The 20,747-nt window shown below is 31.3% G+C and carries 27 protein-coding genes; 2 read left to right on the top strand and 25 right to left on the bottom strand.

The genetic code is table 11. The annotated features are described in order from the left end of the window. Positions 1-10: 10 nt before the first annotated feature. The 12 genes from NSQ59_RS27630 to NSQ59_RS27575 all read right to left on the bottom strand — a co-directional run bounded on the left by NSQ59_RS27630 (position 11) and on the right by NSQ59_RS27575 (position 11,624). Complete coding sequence (locus NSQ59_RS27630) at positions 11-1,453, bottom strand: hypothetical protein (protein ID WP_340833376.1); 1,443 nt, start codon at positions 1,451-1,453, stop codon at positions 11-13. 69 nt (positions 1,454-1,522) lie between these two features. Then, entirely contained in the window at positions 1,523-1,753 is a 231-nt protein-coding gene (locus tag NSQ59_RS27625; protein ID WP_340833375.1) for a hypothetical protein, read from the bottom strand. Then, positions 1,754-1,999, bottom strand: a complete 246-nt coding sequence (locus NSQ59_RS27620) for a hypothetical protein (protein WP_340833372.1) — start codon at positions 1,997-1,999, stop codon at positions 1,754-1,756. It abuts the gene before it with no gap. 14 nt (positions 2,000-2,013) lie between these two features. Continuing rightward, positions 2,014-4,431 carry a hypothetical protein gene (locus NSQ59_RS27615; protein ID WP_340833370.1) on the bottom strand — a complete coding sequence of 806 codons (2,418 nt, stop codon included), beginning with the start codon at positions 4,429-4,431 and terminating at the stop codon, positions 2,014-2,016. 217 nt (positions 4,432-4,648) lie between these two features. Then, entirely contained in the window at positions 4,649-4,846 is a 198-nt protein-coding gene (locus tag NSQ59_RS27610; protein ID WP_340833369.1) for a hypothetical protein, read from the bottom strand. Between the two features lie 71 nt (positions 4,847-4,917). Continuing rightward, positions 4,918-7,107, bottom strand: a complete 2,190-nt coding sequence (locus NSQ59_RS27605) for a LamG domain-containing protein (RefSeq protein ID WP_340833367.1) — start codon at positions 7,105-7,107, stop codon at positions 4,918-4,920. Positions 7,108-7,122: 15 nt separating this feature from the next. After that, on the bottom strand, positions 7,123-8,202 hold the full coding sequence (locus tag NSQ59_RS27600) for a DUF916 domain-containing protein (RefSeq protein WP_340833364.1): 1,080 nt from the start codon (positions 8,200-8,202) through the stop codon (positions 7,123-7,125). Positions 8,203-8,256: 54 nt separating this feature from the next. Then, complete coding sequence (locus tag NSQ59_RS27595; RefSeq protein ID WP_340833362.1) at positions 8,257-8,904, bottom strand: WxL domain-containing protein; 648 nt, start codon at positions 8,902-8,904, stop codon at positions 8,257-8,259. A 346-nt stretch (positions 8,905-9,250) separates the two neighbouring features. Next, entirely contained in the window at positions 9,251-9,499 is a 249-nt protein-coding gene (locus tag NSQ59_RS27590) for a hypothetical protein (RefSeq protein ID WP_340833360.1), read from the bottom strand. Between the two features lie 31 nt (positions 9,500-9,530). After that, on the bottom strand, positions 9,531-10,568 hold the full coding sequence (locus NSQ59_RS27585; RefSeq protein ID WP_340833359.1) for a hypothetical protein: 1,038 nt from the start codon (positions 10,566-10,568) through the stop codon (positions 9,531-9,533). Between the two features lie 20 nt (positions 10,569-10,588). Further along, on the bottom strand, positions 10,589-11,134 hold the full coding sequence (locus tag NSQ59_RS27580; protein WP_340833358.1) for an ArpU family phage packaging/lysis transcriptional regulator: 546 nt from the start codon (positions 11,132-11,134) through the stop codon (positions 10,589-10,591). A gap of 250 nt (positions 11,135-11,384) precedes the next feature. Next, a complete protein-coding gene (locus tag NSQ59_RS27575; protein WP_340833357.1) occupies positions 11,385-11,624 on the bottom strand; it encodes a helix-turn-helix domain-containing protein in 240 nt (79 codons plus the stop codon). Between the two features lie 162 nt (positions 11,625-11,786). Here NSQ59_RS27575 and NSQ59_RS27570 point away from each other — a divergent pair, with 162 nt between their 5' ends. After that, the gene (locus NSQ59_RS27570; RefSeq protein ID WP_340833355.1) at positions 11,787-12,185 is read left to right on the top strand and encodes a helix-turn-helix domain-containing protein; all 399 of its coding nucleotides are present in this window, start codon (positions 11,787-11,789) and stop codon (positions 12,183-12,185) included. A gap of 26 nt (positions 12,186-12,211) precedes the next feature. On the opposite strand, the gene NSQ59_RS27565 is transcribed toward NSQ59_RS27570, so the two are convergent. From NSQ59_RS27565 to NSQ59_RS27510, 12 genes are all read right to left on the bottom strand, one after another. Then, positions 12,212-12,361, bottom strand: a complete 150-nt coding sequence (locus tag NSQ59_RS27565) for a hypothetical protein (protein WP_340833353.1) — start codon at positions 12,359-12,361, stop codon at positions 12,212-12,214. Positions 12,362-12,518: 157 nt separating this feature from the next. Continuing rightward, entirely contained in the window at positions 12,519-12,659 is a 141-nt protein-coding gene (locus NSQ59_RS27560) for a hypothetical protein (RefSeq protein ID WP_340833352.1), read from the bottom strand. Continuing rightward, positions 12,656-13,858 carry an AimR family lysis-lysogeny pheromone receptor gene (locus NSQ59_RS27555; protein ID WP_340833351.1) on the bottom strand — a complete coding sequence of 401 codons (1,203 nt, stop codon included), beginning with the start codon at positions 13,856-13,858 and terminating at the stop codon, positions 12,656-12,658. Before NSQ59_RS27555 ends, NSQ59_RS27560 begins: the two co-directional genes overlap by 4 nt. A 300-nt stretch (positions 13,859-14,158) precedes the next feature. Beyond that, complete coding sequence (locus tag NSQ59_RS27550) at positions 14,159-15,184, bottom strand: replication initiator protein A (RefSeq protein ID WP_340833349.1); 1,026 nt, start codon at positions 15,182-15,184, stop codon at positions 14,159-14,161. 345 nt (positions 15,185-15,529) lie between these two features. Next, positions 15,530-15,790 carry a hypothetical protein gene (locus NSQ59_RS27545; RefSeq protein WP_340833347.1) on the bottom strand — a complete coding sequence of 87 codons (261 nt, stop codon included), beginning with the start codon at positions 15,788-15,790 and terminating at the stop codon, positions 15,530-15,532. A gap of 1 nt (position 15,791) precedes the next feature. Continuing rightward, complete coding sequence (locus tag NSQ59_RS27540) at positions 15,792-16,580, bottom strand: ParA family protein (RefSeq protein WP_340833346.1); 789 nt, start codon at positions 16,578-16,580, stop codon at positions 15,792-15,794. A 177-nt stretch (positions 16,581-16,757) separates the two neighbouring features. Next, positions 16,758-17,381 carry a hypothetical protein gene (locus tag NSQ59_RS27535; protein WP_340833344.1) on the bottom strand — a complete coding sequence of 208 codons (624 nt, stop codon included), beginning with the start codon at positions 17,379-17,381 and terminating at the stop codon, positions 16,758-16,760. 351 nt (positions 17,382-17,732) lie between these two features. Then, entirely contained in the window at positions 17,733-18,125 is a 393-nt protein-coding gene (locus tag NSQ59_RS27530) for a hypothetical protein (protein WP_340833342.1), read from the bottom strand. After that, positions 18,100-18,279, bottom strand: coding sequence for a hypothetical protein (locus NSQ59_RS27525; RefSeq protein ID WP_340833341.1), 180 nt, complete (start codon positions 18,277-18,279; stop codon positions 18,100-18,102). The genes NSQ59_RS27530 and NSQ59_RS27525 overlap by 26 nt, the downstream gene beginning before the upstream one ends. Before the next feature lie 17 nt (positions 18,280-18,296). After that, on the bottom strand, positions 18,297-18,902 hold the full coding sequence (locus NSQ59_RS27520) for a recombinase family protein (RefSeq protein ID WP_340833443.1): 606 nt from the start codon (positions 18,900-18,902) through the stop codon (positions 18,297-18,299). 133 nt (positions 18,903-19,035) lie between these two features. Beyond that, positions 19,036-19,305: a hypothetical protein gene (locus NSQ59_RS27515; protein ID WP_340833340.1), complete on the bottom strand. Its 270-nt coding sequence runs from the start codon at positions 19,303-19,305 to the stop codon at positions 19,036-19,038. Between the two features lie 58 nt (positions 19,306-19,363). Next, positions 19,364-19,558, bottom strand: coding sequence for a hypothetical protein (locus NSQ59_RS27510; RefSeq protein WP_340833339.1), 195 nt, complete (start codon positions 19,556-19,558; stop codon positions 19,364-19,366). A gap of 149 nt (positions 19,559-19,707) precedes the next feature. On the opposite strand from NSQ59_RS27510, the gene NSQ59_RS27505 reads away from it, so the two are divergent. After that, positions 19,708-19,920, top strand: coding sequence for a hypothetical protein (locus tag NSQ59_RS27505; RefSeq protein ID WP_340833338.1), 213 nt, complete (start codon positions 19,708-19,710; stop codon positions 19,918-19,920). A 234-nt stretch (positions 19,921-20,154) separates the two neighbouring features. Here the strand turns inward: NSQ59_RS27505 and NSQ59_RS27500 are convergent, their stop codons facing one another. Next, the gene (locus tag NSQ59_RS27500) at positions 20,155-20,391 is read right to left on the bottom strand and encodes a hypothetical protein (protein WP_340833337.1); all 237 of its coding nucleotides are present in this window, start codon (positions 20,389-20,391) and stop codon (positions 20,155-20,157) included. Between the last annotated feature and the right edge of the window lie 356 nt (positions 20,392-20,747).

Here is a 20,747-nt window from a genome sequence, read left to right as displayed (position 1 = left end):
TTTCCCTCCACTAACTTCCTCTGATTAATTTTTTTGCATTGAATGAAACATATTGAATCAATGCCCACCATTCAAACTGCTCACTGTCTTTTTCTATTACATAGGCATTAAATAACTGATTTTTTGTTTGTTCAATCTCTATTTCACAAAGAATAAAAGATAATATTTCATCTGAATATAGTTCAAATAGTTTTTTTGTTTCAAAGCGCTCTTTTTGTTCTTCTGATATTTCTTGATTAGCTAATGACTCAATCATAATTTTTACTTCATCAATTAGATATTCGTCCTTATAACCGTGAAAATAAGGGATAAAAAAAGGATCTACTCCACTTTCTTTGTACCATTTCAACATTTGGCTAAACGACATAAAACTATCATCTTGGAGTTCCGTATCGCCTTCATTTATTATTACTGAAGGTGTATCTCCTTTGATGTTTTCCTCTTCATTCTCGATAGTACTGGCTTTTAGCGTTTCCTCTTGCACTTTTACAATTTCTGCTTTTGGCATTGCTTCTTTTCTTTGCTTGACTACATATCCTAAATTTAAAATATATTCTTGGGATAGACTAGATGTTGTTCTTTCAAGTTCTTCCGTGAAGAACTCGTTAACGACAGGCTCTATTACGCTTACTTTTACTTTTTCTTCTGTATCCAATATGATTCCATTTCGATTCAGGTCAATCCATTTATCAACGAATCTCTGATCTATTTTCTCATTCCATTTGAGTGACTCATTAAAATCGTCGCTTTCAAAAATGTTGAATAAATAATCTTGTAAGGTTTGATATGCATGGACATCCAAGCGAATAGTACTAATACGGGAAATAGAAAAACTAAAATAGTACGTCGAAGAAAATAATAGCCATTTCTTGAAATTATCCGCATTACTAAACCATTCATTGAATTTCGTCTTTTCTTCTAAATGCCGGTACTTGGCTTCAATGATTAAACAATCATATATCTTACTACAAATGCTATCAATTTCACTAAATAAACCTTCTGTTATTTTTGAAGAAAATGTTTCAAAAATAGCCTTATGCTGCTCTAATGAAAAGGAAAATGGTATTTTTTTTAAATACTCCTCAAGATTCTTAGAGAAAGCATAAAACGTCTCCACTAAAAATAACTCTTTTTCCTGCTGAATATAGTTATTAATAAAGTTTAAATATTTATTTTTATTTTCTTCATCCCACGCATCTGTAGTTGTAATAGCGTTCTTTATAATACTTTCTAAGGACTTACCATCACTTATGATACAAAATGCTGTTAAAATATGTTCTTCTTCTATGAATAAATTGAATTTTTTTTCTCCACCGTCTCTCCCATTTTTTTTGAAGTCAGAATGAAGTTTATATAAGATTTCCTCTGCTTCAAACAGAAAGTATCTTTTTTCATTATCTATAGCTCGTATATTTTGACCGTCATTACTAAATTGAATATAGAGTTCTCTCACTTTAAATCAGCTTCCTTATCTAATTGATAATATAGGAAGAAGAACAAAAATGTTCTTCTTCCTTAAACTTCAACTAAATTTCATATTGGTAGTTAAGGAATTTCCTAGTGCTGAACCACCATAGACTAAGATTGCACCTACAATGCAGCCAATAAGAATCCCCTTTGCTATTGCACGTCCCTGTTGACCTCCTAATTTAAAACAATAGCCACAAACAATTAGCGCTAATACTATACATACACTAGCTGGTTTCTGTGCCCATGTAGCAAAGTTGGTTAGTGTTGTGATAAGCTGTTCCATCTACTTTTCACCTCCTTTTAAGAGCAAGGTTGGTAGAATTTCAGGTAATTTTTCTTGCACCAATTCCATATGTCTTTCATGCAACCATTCAAAATAGGAACGGTTTTCTGATTCCAAAATCATTTCCGCCATTTTCTTCTGTTCATTGAATTTCGCGGGCTTTTTATTCTTTTTTGGTTTACCTGAACTGCTATTTTCATTACTTGGATTAGTATTATTAAATGGGTTATTTAGTGTTTCTCCCATTTCGATTCCTCCTCTTAAATGTCTAAGTTTGTTAAAATTTTCTTTATGCTTTCGAAGATTCTCTGACCATCCGTTATTCTGAATCCATGCAGTAAAAAGGATGAGAAATCAATTTTTTGTATTTGTTGTCTTTCATCATCAGTAATAACGATAGAATGAGGGTAGTTTTCAATATCTATGGTAGGATCGTGTTGCTCATTTACTAATGGGTTATCAAACACACTACCTAATAAGTAACGCTGGAATGAAAAGTTATTTCCAAATTCGAATGTAATGTCACTTAAACCTAGTTGACCAAGTACCAACATATTTTGATATACAGTCTCCGGTTGTAGTTTTGAGTTAACATCAACAGGTATATAATATTTGGAATGATTATTTCCATCTGTCAGTACAGAATCGGAGTAAGTTGATTTCGTGAAACGCTCATATTCACTTTTAGCTGCCTGATTAACGGTATCTATAGAAGAACCATGAGGAACCGAAAACGTCATACCTGTATTTTTGGTTAAATAAAAATCATCTTTTGAAATGACATTAATGTTCCATTCTGAACTGCCAGCTTTATTTACTGAATCTATCCGTAATGGAATTGCATATTCTGAATAATCATATCCAGTTGTATTTTGATATTTGCTTTTTAAATTTGGATCTAAATCCACTGGAAAGTAACTCATAACTTTAGGTATTGCATGCCATGTTTCATTTGGTATATCAACCTGATATTGAATTGGGTTTTGAACAAAATAAAACCAACCTTGTGAAATTAGGTTGGTTGTTGAAATAGGAAGTATGAATGTTTCATAGTAGTCATTTTTACTAATAGAATCAGGGCTGCCATTGAAATTAGCATCTTGGCCTACCAATAACTGTTGTACACTATTCCCTTCATCTGCAAAGATTGTTTCTCCTCGATGATGATCTGCCACTAAAGTCGTTTGCCATTTCTCTGTTTCCCCTTTTTCCCAGACAGGTGTTGTATTTACATATTGCCATTTTAAACAGTCTTTCCCTTGTTGTTTTACACATTTATAATTGTCCTGAGAATAATCCGTATACTCATATTCAAATGAATAATTAATCGTTTTACCTTTAATAGAGTCAGCATCTATTTGAAGATTTAAAGGAGAACTTGAAGATTGCGAAAATACATTGTTTACACTAATACCATATTTAATATTTCTTACTTGGTAATGATCCCCGGTTATTTTCATATTGTTTTGCAATAGAATCACGCTATTGGTACTTTCTTGTGGTTTCCATAGTTTCCACAGAAAGCTTCCATTTGCCTGTCCTGAACCTCCATTATGATGAGTTTCCGATGGATCAGGTTTTGATACGGCATAAGTAAAAGTTAAAGTAATATTTTTACTTGCTTTTCCCGTGAATTTTTGGGTTGATGGTGAAGCTACATAAGGGTTCCCTTTACTATCTTTAAAAACACCTTTTTTTTCAGGTACGAATGTATAAGATGTTCCTTCTTTTAAAGTCTTATGGTCTGTTCTCAATATCTTTCCTGAACCACTATCCTTATGTTTTATTGTTATATCAATAGAGCATTTTTGGGTACTATCAATAACTGAACCATCAGGGCATGTTTTTTTTGTACTTTGATATGAAATTGTGGCTATTTCTCCTGCAAAGTTCCAATAAGGACTGGCTGCCCATTTTGTTTTACCACCATCTTTAGGACTAGCAACACCATACCATATTACAACACCACTTTGGTCATAGGTTTTCATTTGATAGGTGGCGCCTTGAGTAAAGTAAATTCGATTATCCAATCCGCCCTCTCTTGGCTTTGCCCGACGCAGAACTCCTTCCGTATTCATTCTTAATTGTTTGGCATTAATACCACTCGACAAATTAATTTTGCCATCGTTAAAATCTAAATCGCTAAATTCGAAAGGTAATCGCATTTCATCATAGAGGACTTTGTTTTCAACTTTTTTAACAATATAGATACTCCATTTTGTACTTTCTTCTCCTTTAGGGAATAAGTCATTTAAAGGAATATGTACTTTAAATCCAACGCTTTTGTAGTACATATTACACTTTTCATTATTTTTGTTATAATCGCTGTCTTTACACGGAGTATTAATTGGACCCGTTGAACTCATCCTATTGTATTCCAAGTCTTTAGAAGCATCATTTGCTAATTGCTCGGCCTTGTAAACTTTATCTCTTCCGTCTTGCCTATTTTTTAACCAAATATACGTTTCTTGGTTGTCACTGTAATGATTATGATAACCTACTATTGCCGACCATCCTTTGAACTCTAAATAGGGTTGTGCTCCTTTTCCATAATTCCTATTTACAACACTCCAACCATCTGTATTGCTGTCATCATAATAGACATCGTAAACAAGTTTTTTTCCACTTTCAAATGAATTCCCACGATCTGCTTTTGTTTTCTTGTTAAAATCACTCATGTTAACATCATAAGGAGAGTAAGAAGCTGCAAATACATGACTATGTAGTGCTTGCGACATAAATAAAAAACAAAAAGCAAATAGTCCTGTATAAAGTGCTTTCTGTATTCGTTTCATACCAATCTCCTTTCATAAAAAGAAAATTAGACGTCTGTTTCTATCAAAAAAACAAACTTCTAATTTTCTAATATATGATATAAGCAGCAATAATCGCTCATTATTTAATCCCAAAGAAAGATCCAATGAATCCTACGGATCTGTTCGCAGAATCAAATCCTGATTTAATTAGTTTCATTGTTCCATCCTTAATTGCAGTCATAACGTCTGGCCAAAAAATTGAAACTGCTGCAATAACAAGTCCAGCAATACAAACTACAACTAACATGTTAAAAAGACCACCTGATTTTTCACCCATTCTATCTTCACCCCCTTTCAAGGCAAAATAAAACCTTACAGTATATTCTGTAAGGTTTTTATGTTATTAAATTAAGATGGAATAATTGTCCACGTTAAATCCGTACTATAAGTTAATGGTGAACCATCTGCATTTACATAACCATAACTAGGATTTAAGTTAATTTCTAAAGTATTGGTTGGTAAAGTAATTTCATATATCCCATATCCTAAGTTTGTAGCATCTGAATTTACAACAGTCACAGGAGAACCTTTATCTATTGATTGTGTGGTGCTAATGATTCTTGGTAAGTTACCTTTTAATCCCCTTGTTTGAACAATATTTAAAGCAGGTTTCATATTGATAGAGTTAATTGGGAATTTTCTTTTTTGATCACTACTTGTAAAGTTTGTACTTCCCACTTGTAACATCCAACCACTTCTAATTTTTCTTGTATCCTTAACGATGATTTTTTCATTAAAGGTACCGTATGATTTTTGAATATTGCCATCTAAAGTTAACGGACTTAAAACAATATCTTTCGGTGCACTTATTATTTGTAACGAACCGACGGCAGTTCTAAATGTTTGTTTTCCAGGCGAACCCGTCCCATTAACACCAATAGGTATTACCGAATAGTTGTAATCAGTGTCCGAGATCAACGCATCATCAAAATAATTAAGATTGTTTCCTTGATATATCGTTTGGCCATTTCTTTCTAAACGATAACCTGTGGCATTGGAAATACTACCCCAATTTAATGTCATACCTAAGTCATCAATATTCGAAGCAGTCAAAGTCATATCCGATGAAAAGTTATATCCTGTAGCATCATTTCTATTACTACTTTTATCAAACGATATACCTGTTGTTAATTTATCAAAAACCCAACAACCAATTAAACCTGAACCTGGATATTTACCTGCTGTTGCATCCATTAATTCTGTGTAATCTAATGCCCTATTCCAAATACGAACGTTATCTATTTTACCTATAAATGGTTTAGTGGTTCCCCCGGTAGAAGTTGGATTCGCCCCAATGTATAAATCCGTTCCTGAATATGAAACAGAACCCGTAGCAGCTACACTATCCATTAATTTTCCATTAAGGTATAATTTAACGTTTTGACCGTCATAAGTTAAACCAATATAATTCCATCCATTTAGTGTTAACAATGAACCATCAAACATTGCGTCGAAGCTTGTACCATTAATAGAAACATAGGCGTGGACTTTCGAGTCTCCTTCTATTTTTATAGATATATCTTTAGATGAAATAGTTGAGTTTGAAACAAGCGTTTCTTGTTGTAAACTTTTTGGTTTAACCATGATTCCCCAAGTAAAATTGTTTACTAAATAAGGTTGTATCGTTGGTATACGGTAAAATTGTGTTCCACTAAAATCTAGACCACTATTTGGATCTAAGTTTGGAGGATTATAAACAATATCCTCGTAATCCACAGTTACAGAATAAGAGTACATAGTAGTGTAAGTTCTAGTGTCTTGGGCTGGTTTTGTTACATTTCCTTCATATCGCCATACCCTTGTATCTACTGCTGGCTTTGTAACATATCCTTCGTATCGCCATACCCTTGTATCTGTTCCAGAAGAACAAACTGTTCCTGAATAATATCCTGTTACATAAACACCATTACTACCACTACCAGTGTAAGATAAAGTTCCAGAATAAGTTCCATCATTATAATACATACTACCGGGGAGTGATTCACCTTTTCTAGGGTCTATAGTAGTGGATCTAGACGCAGTCTTGCATGAACCAGGAGTATAACTACCACTGTATACATATGAACTTAAGGTACCACTATAACCTCCAGAATTGTAGTTGGGGGAAGTTTGATTTGTAACCCATTTTGTATCACTAGGAGTGTAACTTCCACTTATTACATATCCTGTTAAAGTTCCACTATATCCATCTTTGTTATAGCTGGCAGAAGTTTGATCGGTAACAAACTTTGTGTCTGCCGGAATGTATGTCCCTCCAGTTTGTACCTGTTTTCCTGTTCCCCCGGTTAAATTTAACTTTATGTTTTCACCGTCGACTGTCCATTGGACTTTCCCGTTATCAACCGTAATATTATTTACTTTTGTTAAATTAGGGATATTTATTGTTTGAGTTTGATTCTGTGAAGTGCTTTGCGCAAATTGAAAGTCCTTTGTTTTGCTAGCTGGATTTGTTGCAGCATTTGATTGTTCAACATTAAAGTAACTTAAAACATTAATAAAGATAATGAAGGGTATTATAACCTTAAATAATTTCTTCACTAACACACCCCCTTATTAAGCAACCTTTTTCCCTTCTGATTCAGTGTTAGATTGTTTATTTTTCTTCTTTCCAAATCTATAAGCAAATATCACTATGCATACAAGTAATAAGCTGCCCCCTCCCCATGTATACCAAGGAAGTTGTAAGAATGGAGTTGAAACTTTTTGATTAGTAGCCTTCGCATATTCCTTAACATCTGTTCTTTCAATTTCGAATGGTTTTTCTATTTCATTGTTTGAATTAGTTTCATGCAAAACTAATTTATACTGACCTGATTCAATGGTCTTACCTTCCCACGGGATTCTCATTTTAACTTCTGATTTAGGCGCAACATTGAACGGTTGGATTTTCCCTTTAAATAGCGTTTTGTTATCTTTACTATTCATTACCTTGTAATCATAGGAAACATTCTTTATAAGATCAGCATTCTTATTCGTTAGTTGAAAGTTAACAAAGCTGCCCCCTAAAAAAACTTGATTGGATGCATCAATAATATTTAAAGGAACCTGCCTTTCTTTCTTTGGATAATTTAATTGGATTGCTATAGCAGTTCCAATTTTTATATTTCCTTTTACTGATACGTCATTTTTTGTTTTTTCCACCTTTTTCTTGTTATCCTCTTTTTGATTAAAGAGTAATCCCCCAAGTAGTACACCTTTTTTGTCTGGGATATTTACTTTAATTTCTGTTTTTTTTGTTTCAAAAGGCTTTAATTTAATTGTTTCTGGAACTTCGATGTATTGATCCATATAGAAAGAACGGTCTATCAAGCGAGCATAATCATTTTTTCTTTCTTTCTGATAGATGATTCCACTTTGCGGACTATTTAAGGCATTAGCCATCATCATATTTACAGTTATTTCTTTTGAAGATAAATTTTTAATTAGTACTGATAATTTTTGTGTTGTGTTTGGACGTACATTCAAATCAAAATAACTTTTTACACCTTCAACTTGATTTTGTGGTAAATTTAAGGACACTGAAAATGGAAGTGATTGTTGATTGTTGTCGGAAGCGTTTTTAGAAAATCCTGTTGTTACTGTAAACATACAAATAACTAATATGGTTAAAACTACTGACTTATATAATTTCATGATTTTTCACCATTAAAGGTAGATGTAATGTTTACATCTACCTTCCCATTATGCTTATGGCCCCGAAATAATAGTATAAGTAATGTCTGTTTCATATGGAGTAGCTTTACCAGCGTAGTTTACTGTATCAACATAAGTTGTGGCAGGATTAAGTGTTAGCTCTAAATTATCGCTTCCAAAATCAACATCGTATTTTCCCATTCCAGTATCTTTGTTTGCAGAAAGTACTGCCACAGGTGAACCACTGTCAATTACCCATGAGGAGCCTGTCCAATTTGGCTTTACTGATGTAGTACCACCATTTGCATTAATTGCTGCATTATTATTTTTTAGTACTAATGAACCTTTCGGTAAAGTTCTAGCCGATGTTCCACTAGTAAAACCACCTGAAGGTGTCACAGTTTTAAGTTGTGTAGCTGAAACCGTTATACGATAACCTTCCCCTGTTCCCGAAGCATCCTTTAATGACAAAACCCCAGGATCTGCATTCGTCTTTTGAATGCTTCCATCCAAAGTTACATCCTTAAACTGTGTTGAAGGAGTTACAGATACATCTCTAGTACCTCCTAAAATTTGTTGAGTAACATGTGTGCTTGCACTAGAAGGCGTTTCAGCTGCGAAGCTTGGAGCGCTAATTGCCGTAACTCCTATAAGCGCAGCAAATGCGCCTGCAAAAATTTTTTTTGTGAAATTCTTCTTCATTTTAATAGATCATTTCCTTTCCGATATTTTTTTGTTTTTGAACTCGGTTTGTTTATTCAAATATTTACATTGTTTTCCACTCCTTTTTCAATAAAAAAACTTGTAGAACTAAACGTATCTACAAGTCTCTTAAATATTAATCATTTTGAAATTTTAAATTAGTGGATAGAGGATAAAACAATTCATCTATCTACTATTTCCACAATATCATTATAGCTCACCTTCCATGCCTAAGCACTGCCTTTATTATGCCTAAATTCTGCCTTCAATCTGTCAGAGAACTGTCAAAGATATGCCAACTACTTATAAAAAAAACCTTATATTTTAAATATAAGGCTTTCCCAATCTAACGGACTAATAATAATCCTTCTCTATACATTTTCTCTCTATAAAACTTTTTCCCCTCATGTAATGTTCTTGGTAATGCACTTGTAACTACATGTGAACATTCATCAAGGCTACAAATAAATAAAGGTGCAAACTCAGTCTTTTTATCCATGGAATGTTCAAAATCCAGATACCCATTTACATTAAATTTAATCTTTATATATCCTAATTGTTCTAATACCCCGGATGAACATTTTGGACAATTCATATTTCCCCTCCTAACAGGTTTTATTTGCTTTTTATTTTTTAAACTTATTTATCATTCTTGTAAAGATATCCTTAAATCTAGGATGGAAAATGAACAATGATCCAAATGTTATAGCTGCCAAACCTACTACTCCACTTGTAATTAGTGGTACGTTTAAATTAGAGGATTTTACTTCTTCATCTTTAACAGACTTCTCTTTATTTTTAGCATTATTGTTATCATTCTTGGTAACTATTGGACTCTTATTATTTGTAACTGTTAGTTTAGTAGCTTCCTTTTTGGTATCGTCCTTATAGCCGAGCATTAAAGCTTCTTCTCTTGTTATTTCTTGCTTTATATGTTTATCTGTTACTACTGCAAAGTAATGATTTTCATTTTTTTGTACCTTTGCATGCATTTTCTTTAATTCTTCGATTGAGTAATACTTTGCTTTTGAATCGTTTTTTTTACTAGATTCCTTTGGGATTACAGTCTCTTTTTTATTTTCAACTATTGTTTTTTCTTTCTGTTTTGGCTTTGATACGGTGATTTTTGTTGGCTCTTTAGTACTACTGGATTTATTCGAATTACTTTTACTTGTATTTGTTGAGTTATTCTTTGATGTTGTTGGTTGCGTCGGTTTCGTCGTTGGCTTTGGTGTTGGTTTCGGTGTTGGTTTTGGTGTTGGTGTCGGATTTGGTTTCGGTTTTGGTGCAGGTGTTGGGTTAGATGTTGTCTTTTTAACCGTTGTAACATCAACAATAAATGTTCCTTGTTCATTCCCCGTTGGAATAAATATTTCCACTTTTTGGCCATTAGTTACCGTACCTTCATAAGAACCTGTTAAGTAAAATTGTTTTGTCTCCGGCACATATCCGCCTTTTAGAAATTCGCCTGCAACTCCTGAAGCTTTTGCTAGATTATTTCCTGTATTATCGGTTGTAATAGTTATTTGGGCTTTCCCTGGATTATCTGAAGTATGAAAGTTCACGGCTGCGTATGCTTGATTCTTATTCCCCAAGAAAAATAAAGATATAACTAAAAAGAAAAATGTTATTTTTATATTTGACCTTATTTTATTTATCATCATTTTAAATCCCCCTTATTTATCTAGTTTTTTACCAAGGCCTTCTCATGACAAACGCAACATAATTTGGGCTTTGTTGTGTTATCATCTTCTACATTCCATTCATATTCATCGTATATTTCCGACCCACAATCATTGCAATGGTAAAGAACTTTTTTATATACAACGACTTGTAGAATAAACGCAAGGTGTATTAATGCACTTTCCTTATATCGGTAGTATGTTCTCTCACTTACCATAATTTGGTCTCTGACTTCACTTTCAAGAATTCTATCACTTTGTAAGTATCTTAATGTAATGAGTTCTCTTTCCTTTTCATAAGGTAGTAATGAAACGGCATCTTCCACCATCTTAATAAACTCTATAGCTTCTTCTTGTTTGCAGATGAAGGTTTCGGATTTAGAATGAAAACTATTCGAAAAAGCTGGCACTAATTGTATTTGAGAGCTTAAACTAGGTGTTTTTTCTACTTTTAATCTAAGCTTATATACTTGGTACTGTTCAAATATTTGTTCCACCCTTTTTCTGGTAGCAGCCTTGTTAATTCTTTTATCGGAGAATATATTCATTTTTTTACTCCCTTCAAACTTATAGTAAGTTTTCTTAAAGGTATTGATTTTATCAAATAATTTTCCTTCATTGCTTTATAAAACTAATGAAAGGAAAATTAGCTTTTGCTATAATTAATCTGTAGAATTGTGTAATTCTATATTTTTTTAAAGATAAAGTATCTATAGTATTTTAAATTTTCTACATTAAATTTCATCTTTATGTTTAAAACAAGAACATAAAGGGCTAAATTAAATAATTGTTGTTGGTTTATTCATCCATATTTTCGAAAAACATCGTCCAGTCAAAGCCTAAAAGCTGTGCAATTTTTTTAGCATTTATATGGCCTGGGCTTTTTAATCCTGCTTCAATTTGACTATATAATGGCCTAGAAATATTGCACTGTTTTGCCACGTTTTCTTGTGTAAATCTTTTTTCTAACCTAATTTTTTTTAGCCATAAGCGAGCATTATTATTTGTAGAGGATTTAGTTAATTGGATATTAATCACACCCTTTTCAAATGCTAATAAAGTACATGTACATAAAAAATAATTTCGATATCGTTAATCAAATTATAACGTAACTACAGGTTACAATGCAAATATTTATTATCAAAAAATGAAAATAAATGTTATCATTATTATTTTTATTCTTATTGAGGGTGATTAAATATGGATGTTCGTAAGGGTATTGGTGAACGTTTAAAAAAATTAAGAGAGAAAAAAAAAGAAACAGACAGTCGTTTTACTCAACAATATATCGCTGACTATTTAGGGGTTAGTAGGGTTGCTTATGGAAAGAAGGAAACAGGGGAGAATCCCTTTACTCCTGAAGAACTCTTACTTTTATCTCATTTATATAAGGTTTCAGTAGACTACTTGCTGGGGAACGAAGAACAAAGTGTGTTTGATCCGAAAGAGAAATTTAAAATAGATAAAGAAGCTAGAGAACTCTTAGAATTATTAAACAGTTTAGATGAGAATACAAGAAGAGAATTATCCAGAGATATTTTAACTTTTTCAAAAGGGTATATCCAAGCTGAAATGAATCAAAAGAAAAAGAACTATTAAATAGATAATAGTTCCATCATTCACTTTTAACTAACAATGTATTTAAATAATATCTCTTTTTCTTTGATATTGCTTATAATATTACGTGCTTCACTTGAAGTGTTTTGTTTTTGAAGCATTAAATGTATTCCTTGTAAAAGTAAAATTTCTTTTTCACTAAGTTGTTTAACATTCACAGAAATCTCCCCTTTTGACGTGTTTTTAAACGCAGATAGTGGAATTTGTTTACATTTTTTAAATGATTTTCGAAAAAGAAAAATCGTTAAATTCTCCTTAAATAATTGATGGACAGTCCTTATTTTAAAGACTGTCCATTTCTAATTCATATTAAGTTTAATTTCCCATCCCAACATCACCGTTGTGACCACTAATATAATAGGTGGTATATGTCTGATCGGTGCTACTTTTCGTTAAGTTAGTGCTTAATGTGAATATGGTTGCACTCGCCATAATAATCATAAATAACTTTTTCATACTGAAACCCCCTCTTTCTGATTATTAAAAAAAGAATAATGAGTAACCCCCATTTTTCTTAGCTCTATATTAGGAAAATTCGCAAAAAATAAGTCACCTTGTTTGATGTAACGAACGTATGATTCCCATAAGATATCTTTATTTTTTTCTAATAGGCCCTTTAAAAATAATAGGAATGGAAGTTCTTCTTCGATATTTTTATGATTATTGACATAGTTTTCTAAAAGTCTATTAGCTTTATGTCTTTTGTTCAATTTAATGTTTAAATAAATATTATCTAGTTCGGATATTTCATCCACGTTTAAATCAACGGGAATTCCATGTATACATTTGCATAATGTTAAATATAAATTTATCACTTTTACAGAAGCAGCATGATCGATAAAGGAATAAAGTTTTTGTGACCTTCCCAAGAATTCTCGACACTTAGAGAATGATTCAAACATGAATGATAGTCCTATTGTATACAAAGAATGGGCGACTAATCGGACATTGTCCGTAGTATTAATAATATGGTTTGCTATTCCTCTACATTCTTGAAGCTTATTACAATTTAGGAGGTATCTCATTTTTAATTCGTTTTTCCTTAAATGATATCTTTTTAGTACATAGTCATCATTTGCTTCAGGTAGAATCTCGTCAAGTACTTCTAAGTTGTATTTTAATAAATGATAATCACGTAAATCATAAAAAATATATGCTTCCAGTATCCATAATAAAATGTTTGCTTCCTTCGGTTGTCCATGTTTTAACATAGATAGTTGTGACCGTATTTCTTCACTACGAATAGCTTTTGTATTCCGTTTATAAATCAATTCATAAACAGTGGCTATAGCTTTTAATTTGTCATTTTTTGCTCTCAAACTTGTCTGAATAACCTCTAATAAAAAATCGTATTCTTGATATTCATCTGCAAATTCTAGTAACATTTTAAGATTATTGGGTCTATGAATCCGTTTTTTATAGTCCTTCATAATCTCTAAAATATCACCTGTTTTGTTAAAATACCTTTGTGTTAGATTTAAAACAGTATCGAAATTACTTTCAGAACAATTGGAATTGGCATTATCAATAAAGTTGATGAAATTCGTGATGCTCGCATTGGAAATTCCAATTTCATTTGCAATATCTTTGTAAGAATGATTTAAAAGTATCTTTTCTTCAAGAAGCTTCTTTTTTAAATCCACGAGTGATAACATTTTCAACAACCTTTTTTCTGGTTCATTTCTCCTAATTTGTTAATAAAAGTTATTTCGAATTCTTTAAAAGAATAGTACCAAAGTTTCACCTTTATGTCGAATTATGCTAATTTGTTATTCATTCATTTAAGAATAGACCTATAATAAAAATGCACTTTTATTATAACAGACCAAAGTTATAAAAAGGCAATTTATAAGATTTTTTCTTTATTGGGAAAATGTACCCATCATTTATGTTATTAGAACAATATTTTTTTCCTTTTTTCTGCTGATTGATAATTCTAACTATACGAGGGTAGTTTAAAATTCCCGTAGCCATTTAGTCATTTCGTTGAACGTACTATTATTTTTATTTTTTTGTAGTTCTGCAATTATTTGATCAGTCAATAAATAAATACTTGTAAATAAATAATTTTTAAATTCATCTATGTTTTTTTCGTTTCTGAAACATGAAAGTAAACATTGATGGTATTCTTCTTCAAAATCTTCAAATCGTATCATAGCTTGTCTTTCTTTACAAGCTTTGTCTTTTCCCCGCAATAGGACACCATAATAATTATACATTTCATCAAATGTATTACAGAATACATTTAGGCATTCATATATTCTTTCAGGCATTTTATCTTTGAGACTATTTTTTAATAGTTTTTCTTTTTGCATATCTATTTCTCTATCAAGTGATTCAAATGAACTTAATTTAATCGTATCTTTATATGTATCTTTATATGTAAGATTAATAGATTCAGTATTAATAGACTCCACATTATGAGGTTCTTGAACTTCATTTTTTGTGGTTCTGTTGATATTACTCTGAACTCCATTTTTTGTGGTTCTGTTGATATTACTCTGAACTCCATTTTTTGTGGTTCTGGATTCATTAAAATTTTCATTTTCCTTTTTTGTATATGGGGTAGGAATATATTCATTTTCATCAGGTACTGCTTCTGTCTTATCAATTTTGTAAATATCTTCTTCTGTAACTATTGGTTTAAGTAAATAAAGGCGATTGGGGACTGTTAATCCCATTCTTCTTTGTTCTAATAGCTTTGCTTTTTCTAATTCTTTTTTTATTTTTGTAATTGTTGTTTCACTTTTAATATTCAATATTTCCATCAAATCTTTGTTAGAGAAAATAAAATAAATTCTTTTAGTATCTTTTTCGTACCACCCGTTTTTCTTGGATAAGCTAAAACGATCCCTTAAAATAGCCCAAGCAATTTTGGATTGTAATGAAAGAGATTCATATAATTTGCTAGTAAAGAAAACTTTTGGTATCTGATAATGTTTTAATCCATATTCTTCGTAAATATCAAAGTATTGAGACATAAAAAAACCTCCTGATTCCCCTACCAAAATTGGCAGAAAAATGTTGGAGGAAATACTTTTCACAACAAATAAACCTATGGTATAATAAACACACATAAGTAAATAACGTGAAAAAATATTCTCCACATTCTATGTTTTTTAGGTTCTTAGTTTGCCGACCGAGAGACCTAAAAAATTGTCCAGGTGGGGGATTTTTTTTGTTATTTTTTGCGAATTACTCGCAACTTGTATTTAATAGCATTCTATCATTATTTTTTATTAAATGTAAAATTATTTTTTAAAGAAAAAAAAGAGAAGAAATGATGATTATTCATTTTTTTCTCTTTTTTTCATTGAAAATTACGTTTAATCTTTACTAAGCATAAAGTTAAAAATGGCTTTTTCTTCTTCGGTAAGATTGTCTATATAAGATTCTGCAAGTTGATCCACCATTTCATAGAGCTTATTATTTTTTAATTTTGAAAGTGCTAAAAGTTTTTTGTGTGTGCTTTCAGGTACTTTCATTGTTTTAAGTGGTTCAGCTTCAACAACTTCCTTTTTTTCGATTTCTAAAAATGGATTTTTTGTTTCTGAATCTCTTTTTTGTCTATTAAGTGGTTGTACCATTTTATCCTTCAATCCCTTCTATTCTTTCTAGCATTTCATCAACTAATTTTTCATACATTTTCAAAGCCTGTGCATCATGATGATCTTCTTCTGTGATACCATTTACATCAAAGCGTTTAATTCTTTCCCTGATTTTAACTGTTGTTTTAAATAAATTTTCTTGGAATATGTCTTTTGCTAATTCCATTACATAGCCATCAATCGTACCATCATTTTTCATAAGTACGGGAACTACTCCTAAAAGTTCAATTCGAGCGCCGTAATTATCAATCATCCCTTGTAAATATGGTATGAATTTTTCAGCAGCAGATAATGAACGTTCGTGAGTTTGCATTACAATTAAAACATAATCAGAAGCAACGACAGCGTTATTTGTATAGTCCGATATGGTAGGTGGAACGTCAATGAAAATAAAATCATACATATCATGCAATGCTCTTAGTAAATAGTCTACGTAATACGCTCGTTTGTAATTGTCGTCTTTCACTATCTCATTTAATAACATTGGAAAACCTACTAAGTCGAGGTCTGATGGAAGAATGTCTAAATTTTCTTTAATTGAAATTAAACATTGAGAAAAATCCTTATTCTTCATTGCTTCATACAAGGTTGTTTCTGTTTTTTTAATATCAGCAGTTCTAAGTAGCATATCGGTTGCATTCGCTTGGGGATCTAAATCCACTACTAATGTTTTATATCCTTTTTTGGCCAAGATATACGATGTTAATACTGTTGTGGTAGTTTTCCCCACTCCACCTTTAAAGTTTGCCACGTTAATAACTTTTGCCATATTATTATTTCCCCTCTCAAGTCCTATTATTAGTATAATTACTGTTTTTAGTATTGTAAATAAAAATAGTATATTTACTTTGTATTTACATTATACTATATATACTCATTTTAGTACAAGTATTATATTTAGTAATTTTACTAATTAACCTAATTTGATTTAAAGGGAATAACAATATTATTTGTGTCTATCTATCCAAATTTTAAGTGTGTTGGTGATATTTGACGTTTCGGTTTTTATTTCATCAACAATAAAGGATAGAAATTCCGACCAAGAAAATTCTTCATCTGGATTATTTTGATTAATATATTTTATGATTTTTTTTAGTTCTCTCATCCTGGCTTGATCAAGGTGTTCTTTTAAATAACTTTTTATATATTTGTTAATTATATTACTGCTTTTAACACTGCACTCTAATAATAATGCCGTGGCTTTAGAAGGTGTTACATCAAGAGCATACGCTAAATTACAAATGTTATCATAATCTGTTTGTTTAAAACGAATAGTAATTCTATCTGAAGCGCCATTAATTCTTTCCCTTTGCAACGAGGTTCTTTCAATGTTTCCAATAAATATCGTATTTTTGTATTTAAAATCCCTTCTTAAGTGTTTTGATAACTTTTCAATGATTGGCCGATTTTCAAAACCTAATAAACATATTTCTTCAGCAACGTCTTTTACTGGCTTATTCGTAATATATGAAATACGATGAACTGTTTCTTTCAGAGTTATTGGAACAGTTGGTTTTATGTCCTTCTTCTTATCAGAACGTTCTTTTCGAGTCCTCTTTACTTCTACCATATTATCCTCCATCATGAAAATACTTTTAGACCACTGTCTTAGTGTCCTAGACTTATTTTCAATATATGAATGTGATTATAGGGTTATGTATAAATAGTTTGATTATTGGTAATAATTTTATTAAAGAATTACGAGGATAATATGGGAGGAGAAATCATGAAAATGACAAAAAAGGAAGCTGCAAATATCGCTAAAAAAGGAATTGATTCTAATAAGAAATATGGTTTACCTGTAAGAACGAAAAAGAAATAGTTCTTTTAGTATCGTTAGGACTTTTACTCATTTTAGTACATATACGCACGAAACTATGCAATAAAAAAATCGTTGAGTTCTTATTTTTCTCAACGATTTTTATCTTTCCATTTCGTTTTCCATATTCCTAATTCTTCTTTGAACAGAAATGTATTTTTCTAATAATCCAACTTTATCTCTATCAGTGAGTTCACCCACTATTACTTTCAAGTCAGATGATTTTAATTCAAGCAAATCTTTTGGGTGAAGGTTCGCTATTGAAGGTTTTTTAAATCCTGTTTTCTCCCAATCTATTATTTCATACCCATATTTTATATTAAAAGGAGTATCTACTTGACTTGATACTTGAAAGGCAGTTATATAATCGTTTTCTTGATTCTGAAATAAAATGACTGGCCGCCGTTTCCCCTCGGTAATGTTGTCTTTAAATACAATATAGGCTGTGTATACTTTTCCAAACTCCAATTTATAGGACGTCGAATGCTTCGTCATTATCAAACCATTCCTTATCGAATTGCTTATTTGGATCTAAAATTATTTTACCGTCTTCTGTACGTTCAAATTTTCGAGGAGGAATACTTGTTTTTTTATTTTCTTTTTGCGCTACTTTTAAAAGTTCTTCGATGGTCTTTTTCTCATTAAACATATACCTTCACACCTTTCTTAATTTATTTTTTTAGGCTTTATTTCATCCATTAATTCTTTTTCAATCTTATTTATTGTCGGGCGCGATACTCCTGTTTTATCACTTATATCCACTTTTTTTATACCTTGTTGTAATAATCTTACTATTTCTTCATAGATAAGTCTATCCTCGGGTTTCCTGGCTTCTTTATGATACTTACGTTGTTTTCCTTTGTATTTCCCTTTACTTTTGGCTCTTAATATTCCTTCTCTTTGCGTTTCTTTTATTATTTTCCTTTCAAATTCTGCTGTTGCAGCAAAGATGGATATAATTAAATCGGAATACGGGTTTTCTTCACGAGTATCAATTCGTTCCTTTAGCGTAATTAAACCTGCCTTTTTTTCTTTAAGTTCGTTTATTACCTGCAATATATGCAATTGGGAGCGACCAAATCTAGTTAGATCTTCACAAACAATTACATCTTTCCTCCGTATTTCTTTTAAAAGCTTTTCGAATTCAGGCCGTTCAACTACACCACTTTCCTTTTCAACTACTATTTCTTCACATCCAAACTTTTCAAGGGCATCTATTTGCCTGTCCAAGTTCTGATCTATACTACTTACACGAGCATAACCAAAAATCATTTTCACTGACACCTTCATTTGGTTCTAATATTATATCATGCAAAATCTTTTCCTACAATTACTCAATTTACTAATTACAATCCAATTACTATTTTTAGTAAATGTATTTTCATTAATAATCGTACTGAATTTACTAAAATATAATGTGGATCAGCAAGAAAATAAAAGCGCCTATTATACCTAAACATAATAAGCCTAATCCAATTTCAATAATTAGAGATAGGCCAATAAGAATTACAATACCTACCACTAGCCAAACTACAAGATTAACTATAGCAAATTTGAAATATGCAACAAGGAAAAAAGCTGCAATGAGAAACATAGAAAGTAACGAAATAAACAGAATGTATCTAAATAACCCTTTGCTCTTTGAATGCAGCGATTTGTAATTTATTTCATTCATTTTTTTCCTCCGTTCTTGTAAAAGATAATATTCTTTGACTGACACCCAAATTGCAGTATTATATTTTACTAATTTCCATAATACTACCCATATTGAATGTTCTATAGATATCAGATACATACTCATGGATAATTAGATTATTTTCATTAATCTCTGTTACATAGCCCTGAAACAAGTCCTTATTTTCCCCATACACAATCATTACTTTGTCGTTTTTCTTTAAAGATTTAATTACATCTTTTGGTTCAAGCAAATTAGTTCACTCCTTCGCATAATCTTCGATATACGACATTAACAAATAAAAGTATTTTTAACATTTCTTCAAAAAAGTGTTTACAAAGTTATCGTATATGATATAATAAAGATAACAAAGTTATCACTTATTAAAAGGAGATGTGTTAAATGATTAAAATTCAATCATCAAAATTTAACCATGTTGTAGAGCATTACGAATTCAAACTTGAAAATGGCGACACTGTATTAATTCACGAAAGAAACCTTGAAGATGATATGTCTCATGAATCAGTACAAGAAAACAAATACTATCCTGTTTTTGCTGATACAGAATACAGTGACGAACCTAAAGAAATCATTGGTTTTGAATTGGGGGAGTAATCCCCCCTCTTGTTGGTTTAAAAGAATTCGCTGAAATTCTCGGCTGGGATAAAGCACGATTAAGCACTAAATATTCCCGTCAGCGAGAGGGTAAAAAAGTAAGACCACCACTTCCAGAACCAATCCAAGTTCTTGCATCTACTCCTATATGGACATTAGAACAAGCTCAACAATATAAAGTTATAATTGATAAGTCTACTGAAAAGTAGGCTTATTGTTGTTATACATAATGGTTCATTCATATAATCGTTGTATTTCTTGCCATACTTGTACAAGATACATAGATTTAGCTGTCTCAAGTCCAACTTTTATTCCCACCTGATATTCTTCACTATAACCATCACGACGCTTATAATTTTCTTCAATAGCTTTCGTGAGTCTATCTTCAAATTCTGTTATTAACTCAAATATTTTCTCATTTCGTTTTTTCTCTATATAATAGGCTTTTACTGCTCCTTTTTCCTCACTCAATCCTAATCCTCCTTACTGAACTTAATGGTTCATTCGTGACCGCCAGTTTGTATTTCAATAACTTCTGCTTCACAATCTTCATCTGTCATGGAGTTCAGCAATTTTTCGTCATATCCAATTTCTTTTAACAACTTTCTATCTTTTGACATTTATTATTCCTCCTTCAGATAATCTTCGAAATACAAAACAATTTAATTTTTAAATGTTATATCCGATAACTTAACTTCTTTTATTTTTTCGTTAAATTTTACTACTGCTATTGGATATGCAATTACTCCACCTGGATGGCCGCCTATCATTGGAGAAGGAGGTATAACATTTGAATATTGAAAAACTCCTAAAAACTCTGCTTCGAC

The organism is Margalitia sp. FSL K6-0131 (assembly GCF_038008735.1).
Taxonomy (GTDB): domain Bacteria; phylum Bacillota; class Bacilli; order Bacillales; family Bacillaceae_C; genus Margalitia; species Margalitia shackletonii.
This window is presented reverse-complemented; position numbering and strand designations above follow the sequence as displayed.

What these genes read in the sequence shown, in the direction of transcription:
- NSQ59_RS27625 (WP_340833375.1), bottom strand. Translation starts at nt 1,753, where the DNA reads ATGGAACAGCTTATCACAACACTAACCAACTTTGCTACATGGGCACAG.
- NSQ59_RS27620 (WP_340833372.1), bottom strand. Translation starts at nt 1,999, where the DNA reads ATGGGAGAAACACTAAATAACCCATTTAATAATACTAATCCAAGTAAT.
- NSQ59_RS27615 (WP_340833370.1), bottom strand. Translation starts at nt 4,431, where the DNA reads ATGAGTGATTTTAACAAGAAAACAAAAGCAGATCGTGGGAATTCATTT.
- NSQ59_RS27610 (WP_340833369.1), bottom strand. Translation starts at nt 4,846, where the DNA reads ATGGGTGAAAAATCAGGTGGTCTTTTTAACATGTTAGTTGTAGTTTGT.
- NSQ59_RS27600 (WP_340833364.1), bottom strand. Translation starts at nt 8,202, where the DNA reads ATGAAATTATATAAGTCAGTAGTTTTAACCATATTAGTTATTTGTATG.
- NSQ59_RS27595 (WP_340833362.1), bottom strand. Translation starts at nt 8,904, where the DNA reads ATGAAGAAGAATTTCACAAAAAAAATTTTTGCAGGCGCATTTGCTGCG.
- NSQ59_RS27590 (WP_340833360.1), bottom strand. Translation starts at nt 9,499, where the DNA reads ATGAATTGTCCAAAATGTTCATCCGGGGTATTAGAACAATTAGGATAT.
- NSQ59_RS27585 (WP_340833359.1), bottom strand. Translation starts at nt 10,568, where the DNA reads ATGATGATAAATAAAATAAGGTCAAATATAAAAATAACATTTTTCTTT.
- NSQ59_RS27580 (WP_340833358.1), bottom strand. Translation starts at nt 11,134, where the DNA reads ATGAATATATTCTCCGATAAAAGAATTAACAAGGCTGCTACCAGAAAA.
- NSQ59_RS27570 (WP_340833355.1), top strand. Translation starts at nt 11,787, where the DNA reads ATGGATGTTCGTAAGGGTATTGGTGAACGTTTAAAAAAATTAAGAGAG.
- NSQ59_RS27560 (WP_340833352.1), bottom strand. Translation starts at nt 12,659, where the DNA reads ATGAAAAAGTTATTTATGATTATTATGGCGAGTGCAACCATATTCACA.
- NSQ59_RS27555 (WP_340833351.1), bottom strand. Translation starts at nt 13,858, where the DNA reads ATGTTATCACTCGTGGATTTAAAAAAGAAGCTTCTTGAAGAAAAGATA.
- NSQ59_RS27550 (WP_340833349.1), bottom strand. Translation starts at nt 15,184, where the DNA reads ATGTCTCAATACTTTGATATTTACGAAGAATATGGATTAAAACATTAT.
- NSQ59_RS27545 (WP_340833347.1), bottom strand. Translation starts at nt 15,790, where the DNA reads ATGGTACAACCACTTAATAGACAAAAAAGAGATTCAGAAACAAAAAAT.
- NSQ59_RS27540 (WP_340833346.1), bottom strand. Translation starts at nt 16,580, where the DNA reads ATGGCAAAAGTTATTAACGTGGCAAACTTTAAAGGTGGAGTGGGGAAA.
- NSQ59_RS27535 (WP_340833344.1), bottom strand. Translation starts at nt 17,381, where the DNA reads ATGGTAGAAGTAAAGAGGACTCGAAAAGAACGTTCTGATAAGAAGAAG.
- NSQ59_RS27530 (WP_340833342.1), bottom strand. Translation starts at nt 18,125, where the DNA reads ATGACGAAGCATTCGACGTCCTATAAATTGGAGTTTGGAAAAGTATAC.
- NSQ59_RS27525 (WP_340833341.1), bottom strand. Translation starts at nt 18,279, where the DNA reads ATGTTTAATGAGAAAAAGACCATCGAAGAACTTTTAAAAGTAGCGCAA.
- NSQ59_RS27520 (WP_340833443.1), bottom strand. Translation starts at nt 18,902, where the DNA reads ATGATTTTTGGTTATGCTCGTGTAAGTAGTATAGATCAGAACTTGGAC.
- NSQ59_RS27515 (WP_340833340.1), bottom strand. Translation starts at nt 19,305, where the DNA reads ATGAATGAAATAAATTACAAATCGCTGCATTCAAAGAGCAAAGGGTTA.
- NSQ59_RS27505 (WP_340833338.1), top strand. Translation starts at nt 19,708, where the DNA reads ATGATTAAAATTCAATCATCAAAATTTAACCATGTTGTAGAGCATTAC.